General features: G+C 59.2%; 25 protein-coding genes. 15 read left to right on the top strand and 10 right to left on the bottom strand.

The features are described from left to right. From GVL50_RS22780 to dksA, 4 genes are all read right to left on the bottom strand, one after another. On the bottom strand, window positions 1–2,955 hold the full coding sequence (locus GVL50_RS22780; protein ID WP_178116858.1) for a sensor histidine kinase: 2,955 nt from the start codon (window positions 2,953–2,955) through the stop codon (window positions 1–3). Continuing rightward, entirely contained in the window at window positions 2,939–3,115 is a 177-nt protein-coding gene (locus GVL50_RS22775; protein ID WP_003176118.1) for a hypothetical protein, read from the bottom strand. The genes GVL50_RS22780 and GVL50_RS22775 overlap by 17 nt, the downstream gene beginning before the upstream one ends. 77 nt (window positions 3,116–3,192) lie before the next feature. Beyond that, a complete protein-coding gene (gene gluQRS, locus GVL50_RS22770) occupies window positions 3,193–4,089 on the bottom strand; it encodes a tRNA glutamyl-Q(34) synthetase GluQRS (protein WP_053123890.1) in 897 nt (298 codons plus the stop codon). Between the two features lie 213 nt (window positions 4,090–4,302). Continuing rightward, a complete protein-coding gene (dksA, locus tag GVL50_RS22765) occupies window positions 4,303–4,746 on the bottom strand; it encodes an RNA polymerase-binding protein DksA (RefSeq protein WP_053123888.1) in 444 nt (147 codons plus the stop codon). A gap of 336 nt (window positions 4,747–5,082) precedes the next feature. On the opposite strand from dksA, the gene GVL50_RS22760 reads away from it, so the two are divergent. After that, window positions 5,083–6,255 carry a pyridoxal phosphate-dependent aminotransferase gene (locus GVL50_RS22760; RefSeq protein WP_053123886.1) on the top strand — a complete coding sequence of 391 codons (1,173 nt, stop codon included), beginning with the start codon at window positions 5,083–5,085 and terminating at the stop codon, window positions 6,253–6,255. Next, window positions 6,255–6,968 (top strand): DNA/RNA nuclease SfsA, encoded by a 714-nt coding sequence (gene sfsA, locus GVL50_RS22755; protein ID WP_159815135.1) that lies wholly within the window; start codon window positions 6,255–6,257, stop codon window positions 6,966–6,968. The genes GVL50_RS22760 and sfsA overlap by 1 nt, the downstream gene beginning before the upstream one ends. Here sfsA and GVL50_RS22750 read toward each other — a convergent pair. Continuing rightward, window positions 6,965–7,282, bottom strand: a complete 318-nt coding sequence (locus GVL50_RS22750) for a Rieske (2Fe-2S) protein (RefSeq protein WP_159815134.1) — start codon at window positions 7,280–7,282, stop codon at window positions 6,965–6,967. The two genes, sfsA and GVL50_RS22750, sit on opposite strands and share 4 nt — an antisense overlap. Before the next feature lie 165 nt (window positions 7,283–7,447). Between GVL50_RS22750 and GVL50_RS22745 the strand changes: the two genes are divergently transcribed. From GVL50_RS22745 to GVL50_RS22730, 4 genes are read left to right on the top strand one after another with little or no spacing between them, the layout of a single operon-like run. After that, window positions 7,448–8,320 carry a hemin ABC transporter substrate-binding protein gene (locus GVL50_RS22745; RefSeq protein WP_159815133.1) on the top strand — a complete coding sequence of 291 codons (873 nt, stop codon included), beginning with the start codon at window positions 7,448–7,450 and terminating at the stop codon, window positions 8,318–8,320. 50 nt (window positions 8,321–8,370) lie between these two features. Then, window positions 8,371–9,354, top strand: a complete 984-nt coding sequence (locus GVL50_RS22740; protein ID WP_178124212.1) for an iron ABC transporter permease — start codon at window positions 8,371–8,373, stop codon at window positions 9,352–9,354. Next, the gene (locus GVL50_RS22735) at window positions 9,354–10,121 is read left to right on the top strand and encodes a heme ABC transporter ATP-binding protein (protein ID WP_159815131.1); all 768 of its coding nucleotides are present in this window, start codon (window positions 9,354–9,356) and stop codon (window positions 10,119–10,121) included. The genes GVL50_RS22740 and GVL50_RS22735 overlap by 1 nt, the downstream gene beginning before the upstream one ends. Before the next feature lie 21 nt (window positions 10,122–10,142). After that, window positions 10,143–10,994 (top strand): ChaN family lipoprotein, encoded by an 852-nt coding sequence (locus tag GVL50_RS22730; RefSeq protein ID WP_159815130.1) that lies wholly within the window; start codon window positions 10,143–10,145, stop codon window positions 10,992–10,994. 233 nt (window positions 10,995–11,227) lie between these two features. On the opposite strand, the gene GVL50_RS22725 is transcribed toward GVL50_RS22730, so the two are convergent. From GVL50_RS22725 to GVL50_RS22710, 4 genes are all read right to left on the bottom strand, one after another. Next, window positions 11,228–12,022 (bottom strand): Crp/Fnr family transcriptional regulator, encoded by a 795-nt coding sequence (locus GVL50_RS22725; RefSeq protein WP_159815129.1) that lies wholly within the window; start codon window positions 12,020–12,022, stop codon window positions 11,228–11,230. Window positions 12,023–12,027: 5 nt separating this feature from the next. Beyond that, the gene (locus GVL50_RS22720; RefSeq protein WP_053123870.1) at window positions 12,028–12,300 is read right to left on the bottom strand and encodes a TfoX/Sxy family protein; all 273 of its coding nucleotides are present in this window, start codon (window positions 12,298–12,300) and stop codon (window positions 12,028–12,030) included. A 262-nt stretch (window positions 12,301–12,562) separates the two neighbouring features. Then, on the bottom strand, window positions 12,563–12,907 hold the full coding sequence (locus GVL50_RS22715) for a pentapeptide repeat-containing protein (protein ID WP_053123868.1): 345 nt from the start codon (window positions 12,905–12,907) through the stop codon (window positions 12,563–12,565). A gap of 91 nt (window positions 12,908–12,998) precedes the next feature. Beyond that, window positions 12,999–14,555, bottom strand: coding sequence for a bifunctional aminoglycoside phosphotransferase/ATP-binding protein (locus GVL50_RS22710; protein WP_159815128.1), 1,557 nt, complete (start codon window positions 14,553–14,555; stop codon window positions 12,999–13,001). A 117-nt stretch (window positions 14,556–14,672) separates the two neighbouring features. Here GVL50_RS22710 and mrcB point away from each other — a divergent pair, with 117 nt between their 5' ends. The 3 genes from mrcB to GVL50_RS22695 are packed head-to-tail and all read left to right on the top strand — an operon-like array spanning window position 14,673 to window position 18,098. Then, the gene (gene mrcB / locus GVL50_RS22705) at window positions 14,673–16,997 is read left to right on the top strand and encodes a penicillin-binding protein 1B (RefSeq protein ID WP_053123865.1); all 2,325 of its coding nucleotides are present in this window, start codon (window positions 14,673–14,675) and stop codon (window positions 16,995–16,997) included. Between the two features lie 16 nt (window positions 16,998–17,013). Then, the gene (locus GVL50_RS22700; protein WP_053123863.1) at window positions 17,014–17,763 is read left to right on the top strand and encodes a hypothetical protein; all 750 of its coding nucleotides are present in this window, start codon (window positions 17,014–17,016) and stop codon (window positions 17,761–17,763) included. Further along, window positions 17,763–18,098 carry a YqcC family protein gene (locus GVL50_RS22695; protein ID WP_053123861.1) on the top strand — a complete coding sequence of 112 codons (336 nt, stop codon included), beginning with the start codon at window positions 17,763–17,765 and terminating at the stop codon, window positions 18,096–18,098. Before GVL50_RS22700 ends, GVL50_RS22695 begins: the two co-directional genes overlap by 1 nt. 113 nt (window positions 18,099–18,211) lie before the next feature. Here GVL50_RS22695 and GVL50_RS22690 read toward each other — a convergent pair whose 3' ends face one another. Then, window positions 18,212–18,628 carry a DUF4124 domain-containing protein gene (locus GVL50_RS22690; RefSeq protein WP_159815127.1) on the bottom strand — a complete coding sequence of 139 codons (417 nt, stop codon included), beginning with the start codon at window positions 18,626–18,628 and terminating at the stop codon, window positions 18,212–18,214. 398 nt (window positions 18,629–19,026) lie between these two features. On the opposite strand from GVL50_RS22690, the gene GVL50_RS22685 reads away from it, so the two are divergent. The 6 genes from GVL50_RS22685 (at window position 19,027) to msrQ (ending at window position 25,015) form a co-directional block, all read left to right on the top strand. Beyond that, window positions 19,027–20,751 carry an acetolactate synthase 3 large subunit gene (locus GVL50_RS22685; protein WP_053124217.1) on the top strand — a complete coding sequence of 575 codons (1,725 nt, stop codon included), beginning with the start codon at window positions 19,027–19,029 and terminating at the stop codon, window positions 20,749–20,751. Window positions 20,752–20,753: 2 nt separating this feature from the next. Beyond that, entirely contained in the window at window positions 20,754–21,245 is a 492-nt protein-coding gene (ilvN, locus tag GVL50_RS22680; RefSeq protein WP_003176102.1) for an acetolactate synthase small subunit, read from the top strand. Between the two features lie 48 nt (window positions 21,246–21,293). Next, a complete protein-coding gene (gene ilvC / locus GVL50_RS22675; RefSeq protein WP_053123857.1) occupies window positions 21,294–22,310 on the top strand; it encodes a ketol-acid reductoisomerase in 1,017 nt (338 codons plus the stop codon). A 147-nt stretch (window positions 22,311–22,457) separates the two neighbouring features. Beyond that, on the top strand, window positions 22,458–23,315 hold the full coding sequence (pssA, locus tag GVL50_RS22670; protein WP_053123855.1) for a CDP-diacylglycerol--serine O-phosphatidyltransferase: 858 nt from the start codon (window positions 22,458–22,460) through the stop codon (window positions 23,313–23,315). A gap of 63 nt (window positions 23,316–23,378) precedes the next feature. Continuing rightward, window positions 23,379–24,392 carry a protein-methionine-sulfoxide reductase catalytic subunit MsrP gene (gene msrP, locus GVL50_RS22665; protein ID WP_053123853.1) on the top strand — a complete coding sequence of 338 codons (1,014 nt, stop codon included), beginning with the start codon at window positions 23,379–23,381 and terminating at the stop codon, window positions 24,390–24,392. Next, on the top strand, window positions 24,392–25,015 hold the full coding sequence (gene msrQ / locus GVL50_RS22660; RefSeq protein ID WP_159815126.1) for a protein-methionine-sulfoxide reductase heme-binding subunit MsrQ: 624 nt from the start codon (window positions 24,392–24,394) through the stop codon (window positions 25,013–25,015). The genes msrP and msrQ overlap by 1 nt, the downstream gene beginning before the upstream one ends. Window positions 25,016–25,247: the final 232 nt, after the last annotated feature.

The raw sequence follows: 25,247 nt of genomic DNA, 5'->3' as shown, positions 1-25,247 counted from the left end.
TCAGTTCACAGCGGACGTCGCTTCGACATGACGCGGCAATGTCACCCGAATACGGGTGCCGCGTTGGCTTTGTACATCAGCCGGGCTGTCGATGGTGATTTGTCCATAATGCTCTTCAACGATGGAATAGACCAGTGCAAGGCCCAGACCGGTGCCTTCGCCAGGATCCTTGGTGGTGAAGAAGGGTTCGAACAATCTGTCCATGATGTTCTTCGGAATACCGCTGCCTTCGTCTTCGACGATCAGATCGACCGTGTGTTCGCCGGCTTCGCTTTTCACCCGTACCGCACTGTGCGGCGGCGAGGCGTCGCGGGCGTTTGAAAGCAGATTGATCAACACCTGCGCGAGCCGCTGCGGATCGCCTTCGACCCAGTGATCGGGATCGCACAGGTTGTAGAACTGCACTTCGAAATTGCGTCGGTTCAGCGCCAGCAGGCCAATCGCGTCCTGCGCTACTTCCGCCAGGCACACCGGCTCGTCACTGTGCTGATGGCTGCCGGCGTGGGCGAAACTCATCAACGATTGGACGATGCGCGATATGCGTTTGGTCTGTTCGAGAATCTGCCCGCTGATTTCCGTCAGCTCATCGTCCTCTTCGCGCTCTTCGCGCAGGTTTTGCGCCAGACAGGCGATGCCGGTGACCGGGTTGCCGATTTCGTGGGCCACACCCGCTGCGAGGCGACCGATGCTCGCCAGTCGTTCGGAGTGCACCAGTTTGTCTTCGAGCATCTGTGTTTCGGTCAAGTCTTCGACCAGTAACACCAGACCGCTGTTACCCGGAGCAAGCGGCTCATCGATGGCCGCTTTGTGCAGGTTCAGCCAGCGGGTCTGGCCGTCGAGGGCCAGATGCTGTTTGTGCAAATGCTCGTCGGGCAGATTGATGAAGCCCTGCAACAATTCTTTCCACGGCTCGCCGATGGTGCTCAGGCGCGAACCGACCACGCGTTGCGCGGCAATCCCGGTGAGTTCTTCCATGGCCTTGTTCCACATCAGGATCTCTTGATCCTTGGCCAGCGAACAGACGCCCATCGGCAACTCCTGCAGGGTCTGGCGGTGGTAACGGCGCAAGGCATCGAGTTCGGCGGCTAAACCTGTGAGGCGCGAGTGGTAATCCTCGAGACGGCTTTCAATAAAGTGGATGTCTTCGGTGACATAGTTTTCGCCGCCCGCCTTATAAGGCAGGAAGGTTTCGACCATGTCCTGCGCCACGCTCGGGCCCATCAGGCCGGAAAGGTTGGCCTCGATGCGGTCGCGCAAACGGCGCAACGCGTACGGACGACGTTCATCGAACGGCAGATAAAGGTCACGCAACGCTTGTTCGACTTCTTTCTGCGCAGCCTTGGCGCCCAGCGGTTTCGCCAGTTGCGTGGCGAATTCCTGCGGCGAAGCAGCGTGCAGTTCGCGGCGTTGCGGGCGACGCACGTTATCCACAGCGCAGGCTTCGGCGGCGCTGGCTTCTTCGGGGCTGGCGTTGGTGAACAGCGAGATCAGCGTAAACATCAACACGTTGGCCGCCAGCGAGGCAATCGCGGCCATGTGCCAACTGGTGTCGTCGAGCACGTAAATCATGTTCAGCAGCGGGATGTAGAAACCTTGCAGATTGCCGACCAGCGGCAACAGCATGGTCACGACCCAGACCAGAATCCCCGCCAACAGGCCGGCAATAAAGCCACGGCGATTGGCGGTCGGCCAATACAGCACAGACAGCACGCCCGGGAGGAATTGCAGGGTCGCGACGAAGGCAACAATGCCAAGGTTGGCCAGATCCTGCTCGGCGCCGAGCATCAGGTAGAAACCGAAACCAGCCATGATGATCGCGACGATCAGCGCGCGGCGCGTCCACTTCAGCCAACGGTAGATATTGCCTTCAGCCGGCGGCTGATAAAGCGGCAGCACCAGGTGGTTCAGCGCCATGCCCGACAGCGCGAGCGTGGTGACGATGATCAGGCCGCTGGCCGCTGATAAACCACCGACGTAGGCGAGCAACGCCAGCGGTTTGCTGTTGGCGGCGATGCCGATGCCGAGGGTGAAATATTCCGGATTGGTCGTGGCGCCCAGTTTCAGACCGGCCCACAAAATCAGCGGTACCGCCAGGCTCATCAACAGCAGGAACAGCGGCAAACCCCAGCTCGCACTGACCAACGAGCGTGGATTGAGGTTTTCGGTAAACGTCATGTGATACATGTGCGGCATCACGATCGCCGAAGCGAAGAACACCAGCAACAGCGTGCGCCACGGGCCTTCCTGCAATGGCGTGTGCAGCGCGGCGAGGGCGGTCTGGTTTTGCAGCAGCCACACCTCAAGTTGTTGCGGGCCGTCGAACACGCCGTACAGCGCATACAAACCGACGCCGCCGAGGGCAACCAGTTTGATCACCGATTCAAAGGCAATCGCGAACACCAGTCCTTCGTGTTTCTCGCGGGTAGCGATGTGGCGGGAGCCGAAGAAAATCGTGAACAGGATGATCAGCGCACAAAACGCCAGCGCTACGCGGCTCTGCACCGGCTCGCCAGTGAGGATGCCAATGGAATCGGCGACCGCTTGAATCTGCAACGCCAGCAACGGCAACACGCCGATCAGCATGAAGATCGTGGTCAGTGCACCGGCCCAGGTGCTGCGAAAGCGAAAGGCAAACAGATCCGCCAGCGACGACAGTTGATAGGTGCGGGTGATTTTCAGGATCGGATAAAGCAACACCGGCGCCAGCAGAAACGCGCCGGACACGCCGAGGTAACTGGACAGAAAGCCGTAGCCGTACTGATACGCGAGGCCGACCGTGCCGTAGAACGCCCACGCACTGGCGTAAACCCCCAGCGACAAGGTGTACGTCAGCGGGTGGCGAATGATCGCGCGCGGGATCATGCCCCGTTCGCTGACCCAGGCAACGCCGAACAGCACCGCCAGGTACGCGGCGCTGATCAGGATCATCTGGGTCAGGCTAAAGCTCATCGGCATCTTTTTGGCTCTGCAGGATGAAGGTCACAACAATCAGGATCAGCCAAAGCAGATAGGGGCGATACCAGGCGCCCGTAGCGTCGATCCACCAATCCATGATGGCGGGGGAAAACAGGTAGATCCCCACGACTAAAAGCAGGACCAAGCGATAGATGTACATCCCGGCCTCTCTTTTTTATGCGCGTGCCCGAAAACGTGCGGCGATGGTAACGGATGGGCGCGCGACTGCAAGTGTCGTCATAGCAGTTGCGCTTCGGGCAGGGTCAGTGTGCGCGGGATCTTCGTCGCATCCCAATGCTTGCTGCCCCAACTGAGCAATTCTTGCGGCGAGGCGTGGGCCAGTTCGGCGCCGGGATTTTGCCCCAAAGCACGCAGGGCCCGCAGCAGCAATGGCGTGGCTTGATCAGCTTCCAGCGGTGGTGAGCGATAGGACTTGCCGAGCTTGTTGCCGTCCGGTTGGGTAATCAACGGCAAGTGCAGGTAACGCGGTTGGCGCAGGCCGAGCAGTTCTTGCAGGTACAACTGACGTGGCGTCGAGTCGAGCAGATCGGCACCACGGACGATGTCGGTGATGCCTTGCCACGCATCATCGAGCACCACGGCCAGTTGATAGGCGTAGAGCCCGTCACGGCGGCGAATGACGAAATCGCCGACGTCGCGACCCAAGTGCTGGCGGTACTCGCCCTGCACGCGGTCGATGAAATGGTATTCCAGCTCCGGCACGCGCAGGCGGATCGCTGCGTCTTGTTGATCATGTCCAGCGTTACGGCACAGGCCCGGATAAATGCCGTTGTACGCTTCGAGCTGTTTGCGCGAGCAGGTGCAGGCGTAGGCCAGACCGTGATTGAACAGGCTGTTGAGCACGTCGGCGTAGGCGTCATGTCGATCACTCTGGCGCACCATGTCGCCGTCCCACTCGAACCCGTAGCTTTCCAGCGCCTTGAGAATCGCGGTCTGCGCACCGGGTTCTTCACGCGGCGGATCGAGATCTTCCATGCGCACCAGCCAGCGACCACCGACTGAACGGGCGTCGAGGTAAGAGGCGAGGGCGGCGACCAGCGAGCCGAAGTGCAGATGGCCACTGGGGGTCGGGGCGAAGCGGCCGATGTAGGCGGGGGATTTTTTGGCAGTCATGGGGGCGATAGTACTTTTTCAGAGCGTGCGCACAACAACTGTGGGAGCGAGCTTGCTCGCGAAAGCGGTGTGTCATTCAGCATTAAGGTGTCTGATCCGGCGCCTTCGCGAGCAAGTTCGCTCCCACAAAGGCAAAAAAGCAAAAAGGCAAAAGACAAAAGGCAGAAACAAAAACGGAGCGTTCGCACGCTCCGTTCTTCGTTCAGGTCGAGATTACTTGCCGACCTGCTTTTCCTTGATTTCCGCCAGGGTCTTGCAGTCGACACACATGTCGGCTGTCGGGCGTGCTTCGAGGCGCTTCACACCAATCTCGACGCCGCACGAATCACACCAGCCGTACTCTTCGTCTTCGATCAGTTGCAGCGTCTTGTCGATCTTCTTGATCAACTTGCGCTCGCGGTCGCGGGCGCGCAGCTCAAGAGCGAACTCTTCTTCCTGGCTGGCACGGTCGGCCGGATCCGGGAAATTCGCAGCTTCGTCTTTCATGTGGTCAACAGTGCGGTCGACTTCCTGCATCAACTCCTGTTTCCACTTGTTCAGAACCTTGGTGAAGTGCGCGCGCATCGGGGCGCCCATGTACTCTTCACCTTTCGCCGGAACGTAAGGTTCGAAACCGCTGATCGTGGTTTGCTGCTGTTGCTTTGCTTGGGTGGGCATGAAATGGACCGCCTCTACTCTTGTAATCCATTGCGCAGGATTGCTCCATCACCGACACCTGCCGGCCCTGCGGCTGCAAGCGGGCGAACTTACCAGATCAATTCGGCCCGCGCTACTCCCGGATGTCGAGGCCCCGGCGGGTGGCGCTTGTAAAAGTCAGGCAAGCTGTGTCTGGCGGTGGTGGAGACCTGTTCAATCACTGATTTTAGTCAATCCTGGAGCGTACGCTCGTATCGTTACAGTCCAGCGTTCTTGAGGCTGTGACCGCTGCGGGTTCTCGCTCGTTCCGGCAGATGGGTAGAATCGTCTCTTTTTTTCCGTTGAAGGAAAGGCCCAATGGCTCAGCCCTACAGTGCGCGCAGTCGTGCGATCGAACCGTTCCATGTCATGGCGTTGCTGGCGCGGGCCAATGAGTTGCAGGCGGAAGGCCACGACGTGATCCATCTGGAGATCGGCGAACCGGACTTCACCACGGCCGAGCCGATCATTCGCGCAGGGCAGGCGGCGCTAACCGCCGGGAAAACCCGTTACACCGCCGCGCGCGGCATTCCTGAGCTGCGCGAGGCGATCGCCGGGTTCTATCAATCGCGCTATGGCTTGAACATCGATCCACGGCGGATTCTGATCACGCCGGGCGGTTCCGGGGCGTTACTGCTCGCCAGTGCGTTGCTGGTCGATCCCGGGAAACACTGGCTGTTGGCGGATCCGGGTTACCCGTGCAACCGCCACTTTCTGCGTCTGGTCGAGGGCGCGGCGCAGTTGGTGCCGGTCGGGCCTGACGTGCGTTATCAACTGACCCCGGATCTGGTCGAGCGTCATTGGGATCACGACAGCGTTGGCGCACTGGTCGCCTCACCGGCCAACCCCACTGGCACCATCCTGACCCGCGATGAGCTGGCTGGGTTATCCACAGCCATCAAGGCCAGACACGGGCATCTGGTGGTGGACGAGATCTACCACGGCCTGACCTACGGCACCGATGCGGCCAGCGTTCTTGAGGTCGATGACAGCGCTTTCGTGCTGAACAGTTTCTCGAAATATTTCGGCATGACCGGCTGGCGACTCGGCTGGCTGGTGGCACCGGACGCAGCGGTCAGCGAGTTGGAAAAACTCGCGCAGAACCTCTACATCAGCGCCCCGAGCATGGCCCAGTACGCCGCGCTGGCCTGTTTCGAACCGGACACCATCGCCATTCTCGAAGAACGTCGCGCCGAGTTTGGCCGTCGTCGCGACTTCCTGTTGCCGGCCTTGCGCGAGTTGGGTTTCAACATCGCCGTGGAGCCTGAAGGCGCGTTCTACTTGTATGCCGATATCAGCCAGTTCGGCGGTGATGCCTTCGCGTTCTGTCGACATTTCCTCGAAACCGAGCACGTCGCTTTTACGCCAGGGCTGGATTTCGGTCGCTATCAGGCCAGTCATCATGTGCGTTTTGCCTACACGCAAAACCTCCCTCGCCTACAAGAAGCGGTGGAACGCATCGCGCGTGGCTTGAAGAGTTGGCAAGGCTGATGCGCTTTTATCCAGAGCTTGAAGAAGCGCGACTGATCCGTCGTTACAAACGTTTCCTCGCCGATATCGAAACGGTTAACGGCGAGTTGCTGACTATTCACTGCCCGAACACCGGTTCGATGCTCAATTGTCAGGTCGAGGGCGGGCAGGTCTGGTTCAGCCGCTCCAATGACCCCAAACGCAAGTTGCCCGGTACTTGGGAAATCGGCGAAACCCCGCAAGGCCGCCTGTTTTGCGTGAATACTGCGCGGGCCAACGGCCTGGTCGAGGAAGCCTTGCAAGCTGGCGTCATCACCGAGCTAAACGGCTTTACCGCGTTGAAGCGTGAAGTCGCTTATGGTCAGGAAAAAAGTCGCATCGATTTTCGCCTCGAATACCCGAGCGGCCCGGCTTACGTGGAAGTGAAAAGTGTCACGCTGGGTTTCGACGGTACGCCGGTGGCAGCGTTTCCGGATGCGGTGACCCAGCGCGGCGCCAAGCATCTGCGTGAGTTGGCGCATCTGGCGCGGGACGGAATTCGCGCGGTGCAGTTGTATTGCGTCAATCTCAGCGGGATCGAGGCGGTGCGCCCGGCCAGGGAAATTGATTCAGCGTATGCCGAAGCGCTGCATGAAGCAGTCGCGTGTGGCGTCGAGGTGCTGGCGTACGGCGTGCGCTTGAGCCATGAAGAGATGGTTATCGACCGGCGCCTCGACGTGTTGCTCAACGGTTAAACATCGATCCACAGGCCTTGTGCGTCTTCGCGGCAAGGGATGACGGTGAGTGATTGCCCGGCGCAAGGCCCGGCCACGCATTCACCGTCCTCGATCAGAAACAGTGCACCGTGGGTGGCGCACTGAATCAGGCTGTTGCTCGGGTCGAGAAACTGGTCGGGTTGCCATTCCAGCCCCACGCCCCGGTGCGGGCAGCGATTAAGGTAGACGTAGGCCTGGCCGCTGCGGCGCACGGCGAACAGCTTGTTGCCGTCGATCTCGAAACCACGGCTTTTCGCTTCGGCCAGCTCGGCGCCTGCGCAGAGAAACTTCATGACTATCCTCTAGTGTCCGCTCGTGTCCGGATATGTCCGAGCTTGACGTTTAAATGCAAACAATTATCAAATGACGGCCTTCGTCCGCAGGGCGGCTGGCAGATGCCGAGGATACTTGGCCTGTCGTCCCGATGCCCGGGAAAACCACGTTCAAGGAAGCTGTGTATGCGCCTGAGTACCCGCGTTGCTGTGCTGTGTGTCGGACTTTTCGTCAGCCACCAGGCTGCAGCGGCTGAGTTGCCGCAACGTTGGGTGAGTGCTGGCGGCGCGCTGTCGGAGTGGGTTTCGGCCTTGGGCGGCGAGTCGAAACTGGTCGGCGTCGACACCACCAGTCAGCATCCGGAATCTTTGAAAGCGCTGCCGAGCATCGGCTATCAGCGCAGCCTTTCCGCTGAAGGCATTCTCAGTTTGCGCCCGGACATTCTGATCGGCACCGAAGAAATGGGCCCGCCGCCGGTACTGTCGCAAGTCAAAGCGGCCAAGGTGCAGGTGGAATTGTTCTCGGCGCAGCCGGATCTGCCGACGGTTGAGAAAAACGTGACCCGTCTCGGTCAATTACTCGGCGCTGAAGCTCAGGCCAAACAACTGCTGGCAAGTTATCAACAGCAACTCGACGCACAAAAAGTGCGGGTTGCCGACGCACAGTCGAAACAGAAAGCCCCGGGTGTGCTGCTGTTGCTCGGCCATGCCGGTGGCAAACCGTTGATCGCCGGCAAGGACACCGCCGCCGACTGGCTGCTGCAACAGGCGGGCGGGCATAACCTCGCGACGCACACCGGTTACAAACCGTTCTCGGTGGAATCCCTTGCCAGTCTTGATCCGGAAGTCCTGGTATTCGCCGACCGTGCCTTGACCGGTGACGCGGCGAAAGCGGCGTTGTTCAAGGAAAACCCGATTCTCAATTCAAGCCGCGCGGCGAAAACCGGGCGGGTGCTGGAGCTGGATCCGACGCTGTTGGTCGGCGGCCTCGGCCCGCGCTTGCCGGCGGCGTTGAAAACCCTGTCTGACGGTTTCTACCCGGCCAAGAGCGGCCAATGACCACACTGGTCAAACCCCGCGGCTTGTTCATCGGCCTGACCCTCCTGTGTTTGCTGGCGATCTGGCTATCGTTGGCATTGGGGCCGGTCAGCCTGCCGCTGTTCGACACGCTGCGGGCGGCGTTGCGCCTGATCGGTGTGCCGCTGGCGCCGGACGGGCTGGAACAGGCTGAGCTGATTCTCGGGCAGATTCGTCTGCCGCGAACCTTGCTCGGCCTGGCAGTCGGTGGCGTTTTGGCGTTGTCCGGCGTGGCGATGCAGGGGCTGTTTCGCAATCCGCTGGCGGATCCGGGCCTGGTCGGTGTTTCCAGTGGCGCGGCGTTGGGCGCGGCGATCGCGATTGTCGGTGGTTCGTTTTTTGGCGGCATGCCGGAGTGGTTCGGGCCTTACCTTTTGTCGGTGTGCGCGTTTCTCGGCGGCCTCGGTGTGACGGCGCTGGTGTACCGACTCGGTCGCCGTAATGGCCAGACCAATGTCGCCACCATGCTGCTGGCGGGTATTGCCCTGACCGCATTGGCCAGTTCGGCGGTGGGACTGTTCACTTATCTGGCGGACGACGCGACTCTGCGCACGCTGACGTTCTGGAATCTGGGCAGCCTCAATGGTGCGAGTTACGCGCGGTTGTGGCCGTTGCTGATCATCAGTGCCGGTGTCGCCGTGTGGCTGCCGCGTCGGGCGAGGGCGTTGAACGCGTTATTGCTCGGCGAGTCGGAAGCCGGGCATTTGGGTATCGATGTCGAGAAGCTCAAGCGTGAGTTGGTGTTCTGCACGGCGCTAGGTGTCGGCGCGGCGGTGGCGGCGGCCGGGATGATCGGTTTTGTTGGCCTGGTAGTGCCGCATCTGGTGCGCTTGCTGGCGGGGCCGGATCATCGGGTGTTGTTGCCGGCGTCGGTGCTGGCGGGGGCGAGCCTGTTGTTGCTCGCCGATCTGGTGGCACGGTTGGCGCTGGCGCCGGCGGAATTGCCGATCGGTATCGTCACCGCGTTTATCGGTGCGCCGTTCTTTCTTTACCTGCTGCTGCGAGGACGTGCCTGATGCTGCGAGCGCACAATCTGCACATCCATCGCGGCCGCAAAACGGTGCTCAGCGAAGTTTCGCTGCAACTCGAACCGGGTGAAGTGCTTGGCGTGCTCGGGCCCAATGGTGCCGGCAAAAGTACGTTGCTCGGCGCCTTGTGCGGTGAATTGAAACCGAGCGAGGGCGAAGTGTCGCTCGACGGCCAGGCGCTGACGCACTGGACGGGCACGCAACGGGCGCAACGTCTGGCGGTACTGCCGCAAGTGTCGACGCTGGATTTTGCGTTTCGCGTTGAAGAAGTGGTCGGCATGGGACGCTTGCCTTATCAAAGCGGTCGAGTGCGCGATGACGAGATTATTGCTGCCGCACTGGCAGCCGCCGATGCCGGGCATTTGAGCGGTCGCAGTTATCTGGCGTTGTCCGGCGGCGAACGTCAGCGCGTGCATCTGGCGCGGGTGTTGGCGCAACTGTGGCCGGGGCAAGCCGGGCAAACGTTGTTACTGGATGAGCCGACGTCGATGCTCGATCCGCTGCATCAACACACCACGTTGCAGGCTGTGCGCGAGTTCGCTGATCGCGGCGCTGCGGTGTTGGTCATCCTGCATGATCTGAATCTGGCGGCGCGCTATTGTGATCGGGTGTTACTGCTTGAAGGTGGGCGCCCGGTCGCGCTGGATACGCCGGAGCAAGTGCTGCGCCCGGACGCACTCAAAGCGGTGTTCGGTCTCGAAGTATTGGTGCAACCGCACCCGGAGCGTGGGCATCCGCTGATCATCGCCCGCTGAGTTTTTCATCGAGGTGAGTGCATGCGCGCAATCTGGTTGTTGGCGGTGTTGTGGTTGGCGGGGTGTCAGCATGTGGCTGTGGCGCCGCCGCCCGCTGGCGAAATTCTTGATCTGCGCAACGGTCAGGTGCTGACGGCGCAGCAATTGCTGATGCGACTGGCCGAGCCTGAGCGTGTGATCGTCGGCGAGCAACATGACAATGCCGATCATCACTCGGTGCAGTTGTGGTTATTGCAGGCACTCGGCGAGCAGCGGCCGCAAGGCAGTCTGCTGCTGGAAATGCTCACGCCGGAGCAGCAATCGAAAGTTGATCAAGTGCGCCGTGCCGCAGCGCCGCCCGCAGATCTGCCTGCCGCATTGGCTTGGCAGGATGGCTGGGACTGGAATCTCTACGGGCCGATCGTTCGTTTCGCGCTCACGCAACCGTATCCGCTGCTGGCGGCGAATCTGGATACCACCGAAATCCGCACCTTCTACCGCGACCCGCCGGTTTTGAAGGGTGAGCGTAGTAATGCCGCCTCGGTAAAAAGCACATTGCTTGAGCAGATCAGTGATTCGCACTGTGGCCTGCTTCCGGAATCTCAAATGCCGGCGATGCTGGCGGTGCAGCAACAGCGTGATCGGCGTATGGCTGAGCGTTTGTTCGCGGCACCGACGCCTTCGTTGTTGCTGGCCGGTGCCTGGCATGCGCGCAAGGATGTCGGTGTGCCGGTGCATGTCGAGGATTTGGGTGCCACTGAAGCACCGACGGTTTTGATGTTGGCAGAGCAGGGCAGTGAGATGACTACGGCAATGGCCGATTACGTCTGGTTCACTCCTGTCACGCCGAAGCAGGATTACTGCGAGCAAATGCGCAAACAGTTCGGTAAATGACTTTTCCACAGGCAAAAAAAGACCCGGTAAAAACCGGGTCAAATAACCGTGATTAGCCTGATGAGGAGATAATCTGAGAGTCCGAACCAAGGGCTTTTCAGAATATCGACTGATCTCGCGACCAGTTGTGATAATCATAGCGATTCTCATTACCGAGTCAACACCTGATTCTGGATTTATTTGATTTAGTCTGAGAAATGGCCAGAACGCCCCGTAAACAAGGGACTTGAGCGTTAACCGTTAGTCGACGTCAACTGGGTGATCTGCCGGTTGAGCTGACCGATGCGCCGCGCCATGCTCTCAATCAGGCTGTGGGCGATCTTTGGATTGCTGCGGGTCATGCTCAAAAATTGATCACCGGGGATCAGCATGATGGTACTCGGTTCGCGGGCGATCACCGTGGCGTTGCGCGGCTCGCGGGTGAACACCGCCATCGCGCCGAAAATTTCATCCTTGGGCACTTCGCCGACTTTCTGCCCATCAACAAACGCTTCGGCGTGCCCGTCGATGATCACGAAGACATGATCAGCGGCGTCACCTTGTTGAATCAGGATTTCGCCGGCCTCGACCCGTTTGAAACCATTGGTGCTACGAAACTCGCGCGGCTTCAGTTCTGCTACGGCGTGGGCCAGTATCGCGGTGTGCCCCAGCAGGTATTCGAGAAATTGCTCAGCCCGAGCGGGCTCTGCATACAAATGCTGAAACAGATCACGGCGCCGATAAGGCAGAAGACGCAGGGCGCCGTCACTGCTCAAGCGGCAATCCATCCAGGCTTCGCCACGTTGCAGACCGACCAAGTCGCCCTCCTGCCAATAGAACAGGGCTCGACCAGCGATGCTTCCGCTGATCACGCCATCGTTGAGCAGAAACAGCTGATCATTCGGCAGTCGCTCCAGCAAATCCTCAGTGGCCTCGACTTCAATCTCCAAACTGCACGGCTCAAGGCCTTGCAGCCATTGCGCGGGCAGACTCTGCAGCCGATTGATCAGCGCATCCACTGGCGCCGATTGTTCCCCCAGCAAATACATAACGGTCAGTTCTTGTGACGCGCGGAGATGGCGTCGAGCTGTTTGTTCAACGCGTCTTTGCGCTCGGCGGGAATGTCGTTCCAGTGCACGTCCATCAGCGCGCCTTCGATCGCATACAACAACACCTTCGATGCGCGAAACCCGCGGGTACGCACGGCCCGGTAGGCGTCCACCGCGCCCAGGCGACGCAAGTCCGAGGCGCTGTGGATGCCCACAGCATGCAGCCATTGCGCCGACGTCTTGCCAAGATTCTTCAGGTGTTGCAGTTCATCATTCATCAAGCCTCCTTGCGACGGCCGAACGGTGCGTGGGCGAGCTTCTCAGGAGTGTAGCCATCAGTAGGAAAAGCGTGGTTGTTTGGTCGGATTCGACGCAAAAGCTTCTAAGAAAGGGCCTGCAAACGCAGAAAGGCGGGAAGAAACGCGGAAACAAATGTGGGAGCGGGCTTGCTCGCGAAGGCGTCGTATCAGTCACCGGATGTATCGACTGACACTACGCCTTCGCGAGCAAGCCCGCTCCCACAAGGGCCGATCAAGAATATCAGCGAGTGCGATAACGCAGGCGCGTACCAAAATTCATCGACATCAAAATCTCGTCCGCACTCAACTCTGCCGGGAAATACGCCCCGGAGATTTGCGCGTGAGCGAGGCTCGCCCCTTCAAGCGATGCATTACGGAAATCAATCCCGCGCAAATCAGCAGAACGGAAATACGCGTCACGGAAGTCCACGCCATCGGCATTCAGCTCGCGCAGATCGAGACCACGAAAATCGCCGCCGACCATGTCGATCGGGCCGTCCTGCGGGCGTTCCTTGTTGAAACCAGTGATGTCGTCTTTATGCAGCAAGGCATACAGCGGGGTGTCGAGAAGTTTCGGCTGGCTCATGTCACATCACCTGTTGGTTTTATGGCGCCAGTATAGTGCCACTATTAGACGGCCGTGAAGCAAGCGAGGGCTTCACGGCCGAAATAGTTTCTTACAGACCTGGCAGGCGTTGACGGATCTGTGCGACCACGGTGTCGAGGGTGCCGGATTCGTTGGTTTGCACGCGTTTGCTGCGCAGAATTTCTTCCGGCGTCAGCGCTTCACGATTGGCTTGTTGCGCTTCAATCACGGCCAGCGTGGCGTCGGACGGATCCTGTTTGTCGGCCTGACGAATCGCCAGCCAGCTCTCGATCACCGCTTGCGGCGCGTTGCAGTCGAGGATCAGGAACGGCGTGCCAGTGGCTTCAGCAATTTTCGCCGCGTTGTCGCGTTGTTCGCGCTTGAGGTAAGTCGCGTCGATGACCACCGGGAAACCGGCGTGCAGGATCACTTCAGCGATTTCATGCAGACGCGCGTAAGTCGCGGTGCTGGCGTCGGCGCTATAAATGCCGGCCTGTACATCATTGGCAACGGTTTGCTCGCCGAACAGACGCTTGCGCTCAACGTCGGAGCGCAGGCGAATGGCGCCCAGTGCTTCAACCAGACGCATGGCCACGTGACTCTTGCCGACAGCGGAAACGCCGTGGGTGATGGCCATGAAACGCGAAGGAATGGTGCTGTAACTTTCCGCCAGGTTGGCGTAGTTGCGGTACTGACGCAGGGTGGTCGCGCGCTGCACCGGAGTCGCGTCGGCCGGCATGCTGAACAGCGCCACTTTTGCGCGAACCATTGCACGGTAGGCTTTATAGAAGTTCAGCACTTCCAGACCCTGGTAATCGCCGGTCAGCTCCAGGTACTGGCTGATGAAGCGACGCGCCAGCGATTTCAGGCCACGGTCTTCCAGGTCCATCGCGAGGAAACCGGTGTCGGCCCAGACGTCAGTGAAACGGAAAGGCTCGTTGAATTCGATGCAGTCGAAGATCACCACTTTGCCGTCGATGACGGTAGCGTTGCCGAGGTGGATGTCACCGTGACATTCACGGGTGAAACCGTCGGCCTTGCGCTGGGTGAACAGCGGTTTGAGACGCTCGAAGCTGCTTTCGGCCCAGGCTTTCAGTGCGTCGAGTTGCAGCAGGTCATTTTTGTCGCTGAGGAACGGCAGGATTTGTTCGAAGTTTTGCGACACCGGCGCCATCACGCTTTCCGGGGTGCCAGCATCGTGTTCGGCCGGGACTTTTGGCGCGGTGAGGTGGAAGTGCGCGATCTGCTGCGCCATCTCATCAATGTGCTGGGTGGTCAGCTCGCCATTCGCTTGCAGGGTGCTGAGCATACCGGTCTGCGGGAACTGGCGCATTTTCAGCAGGTATTCGATGGCCGGGCCGTCACCGCCCAGTTGCGGTGCTTCGACGCTGCCGGTGACTGGCAACACTTCCAGATACAAATCATCGGTCAGGCGCTGGTTCAGGCGCAGTTCTTCGGCGCAAAAGTGCGCGCGCGATTCGAGGCCGGTGAAGTCGAGGAAGCCGAAATTCACGGGCTTCTTCACTTTATAAGCATACGGGCCGGTGAGGATTACCCACGAGATGTGCGTTTCGATGACCTGAAACCCTTCGACAGGGTGCGGGTAGAGGGCCGGGTTTTGCAGGGCAGCGATCAGTGACTGGCTCACGGGCGATCCTTCAGAGAGGGGGGAAATTCGAGGCGGCTATTATGGCCGCTCGCCAGCCTGACGCAAACCTCGGAGCGCTCCTGTTGAGGATGAATAAAGTGCGTATAATCCGCCGCCATGACTCGAACTCGATCTCCCCGTACCAAGAAAAAACCACCTTCCAAGGGCCTTGGCCCGTGGTTGAGCTGGGCCATTAAACTCAGTCTGGTCGGCCTTGTCGTGCTGGCCGGCTTCGCCGTTTACCTCGATGCCGTGGTGCAGGAGAAGTTCTCCGGCAAGCGCTGGACCATCCCGGCCAAGGTTTACGCGCGCCCGCTTGAGCTGTTCGTCGGACAGAAGCTCAGCAAGGACGATTTCCTCACCGAACTCGATGCCCTCGGCTATCGCCGCGAAGCCGTGAGCAACGGCCCCGGTGCTGCTGCGGTCAACGGCAACACGGTTGATCTGAACACCCGTGGCTTCCAGTTCTATGAAGGCCTGGAAAAACCGCAACCGGTGCGGGTGCGCTTCTCCGGCGATTACGTCGCCGAGTTGTCGGCGACCAACGGTTCCAAGTTGTCCGTGGTGCGTCTTGAACCGCTGATGATCGGCGGCATTTATCCGAAAAATCTCGAAGACCGCATTCTGATCAAACTTGATCAAGTGCCGCCGTACCTGCTCGAAACCCTGGTGGCTGTCGAAGACCGCGATTTCTACAGCCACTGGGGCGTGTCGCCGAAGTCGATTGCCCGCGCTGTCTGGGTCAACACCTCGGGCGGCAAAATGACTCAGGGCGGCAGTACGCTGACCCAGCAGTTGGTGAAAAACTTCTACCTGACCAGCGAACGCAGCCTGACCCGCAAGCTCACCGAAGCGATGATGGCGATGCTGCTGGAGCTGCATTACGACAAGAAAGAAATTCTTGAGGCCTACCTCAACGAAGTCTTCGTCGGTCAGGACGGTCAGCGTGCGGTGCACGGTTTCGGTCTGGCCAGCCAGTTCTTCTTCGGCCAGCCATTGTCCGAGCTGAAGCTGCATCAGGTTGCGCTGCTGGTCGGCATGGTCAAAGGCCCGTCCTACTACAACCCGCGTCGCAACCCGGAACGCGCACTTGAGCGTCGTAACCTGGTGCTCGACGTGCTTGAGCAACAAGGTGTGGCGACCGCCGAGCAAGTCGCAGCGGCGAAGAAAATGCCACTGGGTGTGACCACCCGCGGCAAACTGGCCGACAGTTCCTTCCCGGGCTTTATCGATCTGGTCAAACGTCAGTTGCGTGAAGACTATCGCGACGAAGACTTGACCGAAGAAGGCCTGCGCATTTTCACCAGTTTCGACCCGATTCTGCAGATGAAGGCGGAAGCCTCGGTCAACGACACTTTCAAACGTCTGTCCGGGCGCAAAGGCTCCGACGATGTTGAAGCGGCAATGGTCGTGACCAACCCGGAAACCGGCGAAGTGCAGGCGATGATCGGCAGCCGTCAGGCCAGTTACGCAGGCTTCAACCGCGCGCTCGATGCTGTGCGGCCGGTGGGTTCGTTGATCAAACCGGCGGTGTACCTGACCGCGCTGGAAAAACCGAGCAAGTACACGCTGACCAGTTGGCTGTCGGATGACCCGTTGTCGGTCAAAGGCGCGGACGGTCAGGTGTGGAAACCGCAGAACTACGATCGTCGCTCCCACGGCACGGTGTTCCTCTATCAAGGTCTGGCGCATTCCTACAACCTGTCGACCTCGCGTCTGGGTCTGGAAGTCGGTGTGCCGAACGTGCTGAAAACCCTCGGGCGCCTTGGCGTAACCCGTGAGTTCCCGGCGTTCCCGTCGATGTTGCTGGGTGCCGGCGGCATGACCCCGATCGAAGTGGCAACCATGTACCAGACCCTCGCCAACGGCGGTTTCAACACGCCGATGCGCGGGATTCGTAGCGTATTGACCGCCGAGGGCGAACCGCTCAAGCGTTATCCGTTCCAGATCGAGCAGCGTTTCGATCCGGCGTCGATTTACCTGATCCAGAACGCCATGCAGCGCGTGATGCGTGAAGGTACCGGTAGCTCGGTTTACAACGTCTTGCCGAAAACCCTGACGCTGGCCGGCAAGACCGGTACCAGTAACGATTCGCGGGACAGCTGGTTCGCCGGTTTCAGTCAGGATCTGCTGGCTGTGGTCTGGTTGGGTCGCGACGATAACGGTAAAACGCCATTCACTGGTGCCACCGGTGCGTTGCAGGTCTGGACCAGTTTCATGCGCAAGGCCGACCCGCTGCCGCTGGACATGCCGCAACCGGACAACATCGTTCAGGCGTGGGTGGATTCGCGCACCGGACAAGGCTCCGATGCCAACTGCCCGGGCGCGGTGCAGATGCCGTATATTCGCGGCAGCGAACCACCACCCGGCGCCGCGTGCGCAAGCGAAACGCCTGCTTCCGGCGAGTCGGTGATGGATTGGGTCAAGGGCTGGATGAATTAAGCAAAGAGGGTTTCAAGTGAACAAGTGGTTGATTCCAGCGGTGACCGCCGTGGCTTTGCTCAGCGGCTGCTCTACCGTACAGCGTGGTTCGATTCCGGTGGTTGATTCCGGGACTGCGGTGTCCAACAGCGAACGTATTTCGGCCAATGGCGGTTTCCGTCAAACCACGGTGAAGCGTCCTGCGCAGGGCCAGACTCAGGCCATTCCGCAGGGTGATACCGGCGTGGTGGTGATGGTGCCGGGTGGCGGCGCTGCCGTGTCGACGCCGATCAGCTCTTCGCCTATCGTGCCGGGCCCGGCGTCCGGCGGTATCACGGCGGGGCCTTACAACCCTGCGCCAGTCGAGTCGGCGCCGGTCAATACCGGCACCTACAACATGCCGTCGACGCCGAGCGGGATTCCTTCGGCCAGCAGCGGCGGCGGTTTGTCGGCTGACGAGCAACTGGACGGTCCGGTGCTCGCCTTGCTGACCACTGCGCAACAGCAACAGGCCGGTGGCGACCTCAACGGTGCGTCCTCCAGCCTCGAGCGTGCGCAACGTGTCGCGCCGCGTGAGCCGCAAGTGCTTTATCGCCTCGCGCAGGTACGCATGGCTCAAGGCGATGCACCGCAAGCCGAGCAGTTCGCCCGTCGCGCGTTGACCATGGCCAACGGTCGTCCGGATCTGCAGGCCAGCCTGTGGGAGCTGATCGCGCAGTCCCGTGAGAAACAAGGCGATTCCGCCGGCGCCGCTCAGGCCCGTCAGAAGGCCAAGGTTTCGCTGTGATGGATGCACGGTTCCCGAAAATCGCCGATCAGTTACTGCTGATCGAGCGCGAACTGCGCACACAGGGCTGGTGGGATGAGGTGCAGCCGTCGGCAGAAGCCTTGAGCAGTGTCGAACCGTTTTCGGTCGATACGCTGGACTTCGAACAATGGCTGCAATGGATCTTCCTGCCGCGGATGAAAATGATCCTTGAGCAGGATCTGCCACTGCCGAATGCCTCGGGCATTCAGGAAATGGCCGAGATGGTCTTCGCCCAGCGCAACCTGGGTGGCAAGGATCGTCAACTGCAGGTGCTGCTCAAAGAGTTCGACCTGCTGATCACGGCCTCACGTTAACCCCGATCCTTGTGGGAGCCGAGCTTGCTCGCGAATGCGGTCTGTCATTCAACGAATAAGTCGACTGATACACCGCTTTCGCGAGCAAGCTCAGCTCTTACGAGGGCGTGGTGTTACTGGCAGTTCTCGGCAATCTGCTTCTGCGCCTCAACAATCCGCTCCTGACGCTGCGCATCATCCAGCCGTCGCATCTGTCCCTCCACTTCCTCCCTCAAACGCGGATTGTTCTGCAACTGCGCAAGGTTCGTCCGTGCCTGCTGACAAAACTGCTTGAGCTGCGCCTGTTGATCCGCGACCTGTTTCTTCACCTTGTCATCAATCGCCTTCTGATTGCCCAGCACGCCGCTGCCCGGCATTGGCGCCGGTTTGGGCGGGGGCGAGGAGGGCGTCTGTAACGTCGTCGACGGCTGGCCCGCTGGCGGCTGCGCATCGAAATGCGTGACACCTTGGGCGTCGACCCATTTGTAGATCTGAGCGGCCATGCACCAGGGGCTGAGGCCGATCAGCAGGGTGAGGAGGAGCGTTCGCATGCTGATTCCTTGGCAAAATTGCGCAATTGACGCTAACAGAGTAGCGGTTTTCAGGTTTTTTCTTGCGTTCTCATGTGCTTACCCACAATTAGTGACATAGACAGCTTGACTTGGAGAGGGCGAAACAGAAGAATCCAAAGTCCGCTGTAGAGGGACTGCCAGAAGCAGACCCACTCGGTAGATCATGAGGCGCACATCCGCGCCGACCTGTTACACCCGCAACGCGTTACCTCGCGCTGGGTGGGAAAGGCCCGCAACACTGGGACGATCCCAATACTTGCTCAGTCAGTGCTGACGTAGTCGGCGACCACCGTCGCTCATGCTCTGCCGAGAAGTAAACCTATTAAGACCCGCCCCTTTTTTGTGGACGGTATTCTGGCGTTTTAGAGGTGAACAACGTGGAGCTTTTATCTGGCGGTGAGATGCTCGTCCGCTTTTTGCGTGACGAAGGCGTCAAATATATCTACGGGTACCCGGGTGGTGCTCTCCTGCATGTTTACGATGCCCTGTTCAAAGAACCGGAAGTGAATCACATCCTGGTTCGTCACGAACAAGCGGCAACCCATATGGCTGACGGCTACGCCCGTGCCACCGGTAAAGCCGGCGTGGTATTGGTGACTTCCGGTCCAGGCGCCACAAACGCCATCACCGGTATCGCCACGGCCTATATGGACTCGATTCCAATGGTGATCATTTCCGGTCAGGTGCCAAGCACCATGGTCGGCACCGACGCGTTCCAGGAAACCGACATGATCGGTATCTCCCGGCCGATCGTGAAGCACAGCTTCATGATCAAGCACGCTTCGGAAATCCCGGAAGTCATGAAGAAGGCCTTTTACCTGGCGCAATCCGGTCGTCCGGGCCCGGTCGTGGTCGATATCCCGAAAGACATGACCAACCCGGCCGAGAAATTCGAATACATCTTCCCGAAGAAAGCCAAGCTGCGTTCCTACAGCCCGGCCGTTCGCGGTCACTCCGGACAAATCCGCAAGGCAGCCGAAATGCTCCTCGCGGCCAAGCGCCCAGTGCTTTATTCCGGTGGCGGCGTGATCCTCGGCAACGGTTCCGCACCGCTGACCGAACTGGCGAAAATGCTCAACCTGCCAGTGACCAACACACTGATGGGCCTGGGTGGTTTCCCGGGGACTGATCGTCAGTTCATCGGCATGCTCGGCATGCACGGCAGCTACACCGCCAACCTGGCGATGCACCATGCTGACGTGATCCTCGCGGTCGGCGCGCGTTTCGACGATCGCGTGATCAACGGCCCGGCGAAGTTCTGCCCGAACGCCAAGATCATCCATATCGACATCGACCCGGCTTCGATTTCCAAGACCATCAAGGCCGACGTGCCTATCGTTGGTCCGGTTGAGAGCGTCCTGACCGAAATGGTCGCGATCCTCAAGGAAATCGGCGAGACCCCGAACAAGGAGTCCGTGGCCAGTTGGTGGAAGCAGGTTGATGAATGGCGCGGTGATCGCGGCCTGTTCCCTTATGAAAAGGGCGACGGCAGCCTGATCAAGCCACAAACCGTGATCGAAACCCTCTGCGAAGTGACCAAGGGCGATGCCTTTATCACTTCCGACGTGGGCCAGCACCAGATGTTCGCTGCGCAGTACTACACGTTCAACAAGCCGAATCGCTGGATCAACTCCGGTGGTCTGGGCACCATGGGCTTCGGTTTCCCGGCGGCCATGGGCATCAAGTTGAGCTTCCCGGATGACGACGTTGCCTGCGTCACCGGCGAAGGCAGCATCCAGATGAACATCCAGGAACTGTCGACCTGCCTGCAATACGGCTTGCCAGTGAAAATCGTCATCCTGAACAACGGTGTTCTGGGGATGGTTCGTCAGTGGCAGGACATGAGCTACGGCAGCCGTCACTCGCACTCCTACATGGAATCGCTGCCTGACTTCGTCAAGCTGGCTGAAGCCTACGGCCACGTCGGCGTACGCATCACCGAATCGAAAGATTTGAAGTCGAAGATGGCAGAAGCGTTCGCCATGAAGGATCGCCTGGTGATCATCGATGTTTCGGTCGACACCAGCGAGCACGTCTATCCGATGCAGATCAAAGACGGCTCCATGCGCGATATGTGGCTGAGCAAGACGGAGCGTACTTAATCATGCGGCACATTATTTCCTTGCTTCTGGAAAACGAACCCGGCGCTTTGTCTCGCGTAGTCGGCCTGTTCTCGCAGCGCAACTACAACATCGAAAGCCTGACCGTGGCCCCGACCGAAGACCCGACCCTGTCGCGTCTGACGCTGACCACCGTTGGCCACGATGAAGTCATCGAGCAGATCACCAAAAACCTGAACAAGCTGATCGAAGTGGTCAAGCTGGTGGACCTGTCGGAAAGTGCTCACATCGAGCGCGAACTGATGCTGGTCAAGGTCAAGGCCACTGGCGCCCAGCGCGCCGAGATCAAACGCACCACCGATATTTACCGTGGACAGATCGTCGACGTCAGCGCCAGCGTGTATACCGTTCAACTGACCGGTACCAGCGACAAGCTCGACAGCTTCATTCAGTCCATCGGCACCGCATCGATTCTGGAAACCGTCCGTAGCGGCGTGACCGGCATTGCCCGCGGCGACAAAGTACTCAGCATCTAAACCAAATTAGCGAATGGCCTGAACGGCCTGGATATATAGGGGAATTTCATGAAAGTTTATTACGAAAAAGACTGCGACCTGTCGATCATCCAGGGCAAGAAAGTTGCCATCATCGGTTACGGTTCCCAGGGCCACGCCCAAGCGTGCAACCTGAAAGACTCCGGCGTTGACGTTACTGTTGGTCTGCGTAAAGGTTCGGCCACCGTTGCCAAAGCTGAAGCTCACGGCCTGAAAGTGACCGACGTTGCTTCCGCTGTTGCGGCTGCCGACCTGGTCATGATCCTGACCCCGGACGAGTTCCAGTCGTCGCTGTACAAGAATGAAATCGAGCCGAACATCAAGAAAGGCGCCACCCTGGCCTTCTCCCACGGCTTCGCGATTCACTACAACCAGGTTGTTCCGCGTGCCGACCTCGACGTGATCATGATCGCGCCGAAAGCACCAGGCCACACCGTACGTTCCGAGTTCGTGAAAGGCGGCGGTATCCCTGACCTGATCGCGATCTACCAGGACGCCTCGGGCAACGCCAAAAACGTTGCACTGTCCTACGCTGCTGGCGTTGGTGGCGGTCGTACCGGCATCATCGAAACCACCTTCAAGGACGAGACTGAAACCGACCTGTTCGGCGAACAAGCCGTTCTGTGCGGCGGTACCGTTGAGCTGGTTAAAGCCGGTTTCGAAACCCTGGTTGAAGCTGGCTACGCGCCGGAAATGGCCTACTTCGAATGCCTGCACGAACTGAAGCTGATCGTTGACCTCATGTACGAAGGCGGCATCGCCAACATGAACTACTCGATCTCCAACAACGCCGAATACGGCGAGTACGTGACTGGCCCGGAAGTGATCAACGCCGAGTCCCGTCAGGCCATGCGCAACGCCCTGAAACGTATTCAGGACGGCGAATACGCCAAAATGTTCATCAGCGAAGGCGCAACCGGCTACCCTTCGATGACCGCCAAGCGTCGTAACAACGCCGCTCACGGTATCGAAATCATCGGCGAGCAACTGCGCTCCATGATGCCGTGGATCGGTGCCAACAAGATCGTCGACAAAGCCAAAAACTAAGTCGTCCTTCTTGTACGGAAAACGCGGCCTCGGCCGCGTTTTTTCGTTTGAGCCGGTGGTTCTGGTATAAAGCTGCAGCGTTTGTGGCCGAACTGTCGTCCTCAAGCACCTGTCGAAATTTCTCCAAACCGTTGCAAGGTAATGTCCATGAGCGAACGTCCCGAAGAGCCGAACAAGGCTTCTGACGCCGAAAGCCTGCTGCCCATCGATGAACACATCGAAGAAGGGCACGACGCAGAAGGTCGTAAAGTCCGGCATCGTGGTATCTATCTGCTGCCGAATCTATTCACCACTGCGAACCTGTTCGCAGGGTTTTACTCCATCATCAACTCGATGAGCGCACAGGCGGCATTGAGTGCCGGGGATTCCGTCAACGCGAGCAAGTATTTCGCCTTTGCCGCAATCGCGATTTTCGTCGCCATGGTGCTCGACGGCCTCGACGGTCGTGTGGCGCGCATGACCAATACGCAAAGTGCCTTCGGCGCCGAGTACGACTCGCTGTCGGACATGGTCGCGTTCGGTGTCGCACCGGCGCTGCTGGCCTTCGGTTGGGCGTTGGGTGATATGGGCAAGGTCGGCTGGATGGTCGCCTTCATCTATGTCGCGGGCGCGGCATTGCGTCTGGCGCGCTTCAACACCCAGGTCGGCACGGCAGACAAACGCTATTTCATCGGTCTGGCCAGCCCGGCAGCGGCGGGTGTGGTGGCGGGTATCGTCTGGGCGTTCAGCGATTACGGCATTCAGGGGTCGAAGATGTCGTTCCTCGTTGCGCTGATGGTTGCGGCGGCCGGCATGCTGATGGTCAGCAACATCAAGTACAACAGCTTTAAAGAGCTGGACTTGAAAGGGCGCGTGCCATTCGTGGCGATCCTTGCCGTGGTGCTGGTGTTTGCCGTTGTGTTCAGCGATCCGCCGCGCATTCTGCTGTTGGTGTTCCTCGCCTATGCAGCATCCGGCCCGGTGCAATACTTGTTGCACCTTCGTCGGCACAAAAAAGCCGAGTGATGTAATTTCACGCATACTCCGCAGTCTATGGGTGCATCTGTCCTCCAAAGCTGCGGAGTTGTCATGCTGATCAAAATCCCCAAAGCGTCTGACTGCAACGAGTCGGATGTCACGCCTGAATCCATTTATCTCTCGCGCCGCCAATTGCTCGGTGCCACTGCTGCCGGTATCGCCGTCAGTAGCCTGCCGCGTTGGGCCAATGCCGAGGATGCCGCTCGGTACGCCGATGTCGAACCCGGTAAAGCGCCTGCCTGGTTTAACGAGAAACTGTCCTCTACTAAATGGGGAGCAGTCAACGTTAAGGATGAGGCGATCACGCCTTTTAAAGACGCCACTCACTACAACAACTTCTACGAGTTCGGCACCGACAAGGGGGATCCGGCGGCAAATGCCGGCTCGCTGAAAACCGAACCGTGGAGTGTGGTGATAGACGGGGAGGTGGGTAAGCCGGGTCGGTATGCGCTGGAAGACTTCATGAAACCGTATCAACTGGAAGAACGAATCTATCGCCTACGCTGTGTAGAGGCGTGGTCGATGGTGATTCCGTGGATCGGTTTTCCAATCTCGGCGTTGCTCAAGCAAGTTGAGCCAAACGCTAATGCCAAGTACATCCGCTTTGAAACTCTGCAGGATCCCAAAACCATGCCGGGGCAGCGCTCCGGTTTTGCCTTGATCGACTGGCCGTATGTAGAAGGCTTGCGTCTGGATGAGGCGATGAATCCGTTGGCGATTCTGGCGGTGGGCATGTATGGCCGCGAGTTACCAAATCAGAACGGCGCGCCCCTGCGTTTGGTGGTGCCGTGGAAGTATGGCTTCAAGAGCGTCAAATCCATCGTGCGTATCAGTCTGGTCAGCGAGCAGCCGAAAACCACTTGGCAAAGCATTGCGGCGGATGAGTATGGGTTCTACGCGAACGTGAATCCAACGGTTGATCACCCACGCTGGACGCAGGCACGGGAGCGACGGTTGCCGAACAGCCTGTTCAAACCGAACGTGCGCGATACGCAGATGTTCAACGGCTACTCGGATGAAGTCGCTTCTTTATATACAGGGCTCGATCTGCGGAAGAACTACTGATGCGCTTTCCGTTCTGGCGTATAGGCGTTTTCATTGCGGCAGCGATCTGGCCGATGCTCTGGTTGTATCAAGCGCTTGAGGATTTGCTCGGCCCTGATCCCGGCAAAGTGTTGGTTGATCGGTTGGGGTTGGGAACCTTGGTGTTGTTGCTGATCACCCTGAGCATGACGCCGATGCAGAAACTCACCGGTTGGGCGGGGTGGATTGCGGTTCGCCGGCAGTTGGGGCTTTGGTGTTTCGCCTATGTGGTGTTGCACCTGTGCAGTTATATGGCGTTTATCCTGGGGTTTGATTGGTCGCAGCTGGCGGTCGAGTTGCGCAAGCGGCCTTACATAATAGTAGGGGCGTTGGGTTTTCTAGGATTGTTGGCGTTGGCGGTGACGTCCAATCGCTACAGTCAGCGTCGTTTGGGCTCGCGCTGGAAGAAGCTGCATCGCCTGGCGTACGTGATTCTGGGTTTGGGTTTACTGCATATGCTGTGGATCGTGCGCGCTGATCTTGAGGAATGGGCGATCTATGCCTTTATAGGTGCAGTGCTTCTGATACTGCGTATTCCGCCCGTGACGCGGCGTATCCCACGTTTGCTGGCCAAAAAGCCAGTTTTGCAAGAAAAGCGAAATTAACGGTTGACTGCAAATCCCAGGCGTCTATAATTCGCCCCACTTCCGGCGCAGTCGAAACGGAAAACTCCTTGAGATTCAATGAGTTATGCAGGTTTCGGCAGCAAGTGCTTCAGTTCATCGAAGCCAAAAGGAAGTTGAAAAAGAGGTGTTGACAGCAGCGTGTAACGCTGTAGAATTCGCCTCCCGCTGACGAGAGATCTGAAGCGCAAGTGGTTGAAGTTGTTGAAGAATT

The organism is Pseudomonas sp. 18058, from assembly GCF_902706155.1.
Taxonomy (GTDB): Bacteria; Pseudomonadota; Gammaproteobacteria; order Pseudomonadales; family Pseudomonadaceae; genus Aquipseudomonas; species Aquipseudomonas rustica.
This window is presented reverse-complemented; position numbering and strand designations above follow the sequence as displayed.

Excerpts from the sequence above, each read along its gene's own strand:
- mrcB (WP_053123865.1), top strand. The coding sequence starts at position 14,673 with ATGACTCGAACTCGATCTCCCCGTACCAAGAAAAAACCACCTTCCAAG.
- GVL50_RS22735 (WP_159815131.1), top strand. The coding sequence starts at position 9,354 with ATGCTGCGAGCGCACAATCTGCACATCCATCGCGGCCGCAAAACGGTG.
- GVL50_RS22695 (WP_053123861.1), top strand. The coding sequence starts at position 17,763 with ATGGATGCACGGTTCCCGAAAATCGCCGATCAGTTACTGCTGATCGAG.
- GVL50_RS22750 (WP_159815134.1), bottom strand. The coding sequence starts at position 7,282 with ATGAAGTTTCTCTGCGCAGGCGCCGAGCTGGCCGAAGCGAAAAGCCGT.
- ilvC (WP_053123857.1), top strand. The coding sequence starts at position 21,294 with ATGAAAGTTTATTACGAAAAAGACTGCGACCTGTCGATCATCCAGGGC.
- dksA (WP_053123888.1), bottom strand. The coding sequence starts at position 4,746 with ATGCCCACCCAAGCAAAGCAACAGCAGCAAACCACGATCAGCGGTTTC.
- GVL50_RS22730 (WP_159815130.1), top strand. The coding sequence starts at position 10,143 with ATGCGCGCAATCTGGTTGTTGGCGGTGTTGTGGTTGGCGGGGTGTCAG.
- gluQRS (WP_053123890.1), bottom strand. The coding sequence starts at position 4,089 with ATGACTGCCAAAAAATCCCCCGCCTACATCGGCCGCTTCGCCCCGACC.
- pssA (WP_053123855.1), top strand. The coding sequence starts at position 22,458 with ATGAGCGAACGTCCCGAAGAGCCGAACAAGGCTTCTGACGCCGAAAGC.
- GVL50_RS22715 (WP_053123868.1), bottom strand. The coding sequence starts at position 12,907 with ATGAGCCAGCCGAAACTTCTCGACACCCCGCTGTATGCCTTGCTGCAT.
- sfsA (WP_159815135.1), top strand. The coding sequence starts at position 6,255 with ATGCGCTTTTATCCAGAGCTTGAAGAAGCGCGACTGATCCGTCGTTAC.
- GVL50_RS22690 (WP_159815127.1), bottom strand. The coding sequence starts at position 18,628 with ATGCGAACGCTCCTCCTCACCCTGCTGATCGGCCTCAGCCCCTGGTGC.
- GVL50_RS22745 (WP_159815133.1), top strand. The coding sequence starts at position 7,448 with ATGCGCCTGAGTACCCGCGTTGCTGTGCTGTGTGTCGGACTTTTCGTC.
- GVL50_RS22725 (WP_159815129.1), bottom strand. The coding sequence starts at position 12,022 with ATGTATTTGCTGGGGGAACAATCGGCGCCAGTGGATGCGCTGATCAAT.
- GVL50_RS22760 (WP_053123886.1), top strand. The coding sequence starts at position 5,083 with ATGGCTCAGCCCTACAGTGCGCGCAGTCGTGCGATCGAACCGTTCCAT.
- GVL50_RS22720 (WP_053123870.1), bottom strand. The coding sequence starts at position 12,300 with ATGAATGATGAACTGCAACACCTGAAGAATCTTGGCAAGACGTCGGCG.
- GVL50_RS22780 (WP_178116858.1), bottom strand. The coding sequence starts at position 2,955 with ATGCCGATGAGCTTTAGCCTGACCCAGATGATCCTGATCAGCGCCGCG.
- ilvN (WP_003176102.1), top strand. The coding sequence starts at position 20,754 with ATGCGGCACATTATTTCCTTGCTTCTGGAAAACGAACCCGGCGCTTTG.
- msrQ (WP_159815126.1), top strand. The coding sequence starts at position 24,392 with ATGCGCTTTCCGTTCTGGCGTATAGGCGTTTTCATTGCGGCAGCGATC.
- GVL50_RS22775 (WP_003176118.1), bottom strand. The coding sequence starts at position 3,115 with ATGTACATCTATCGCTTGGTCCTGCTTTTAGTCGTGGGGATCTACCTG.
- msrP (WP_053123853.1), top strand. The coding sequence starts at position 23,379 with ATGCTGATCAAAATCCCCAAAGCGTCTGACTGCAACGAGTCGGATGTC.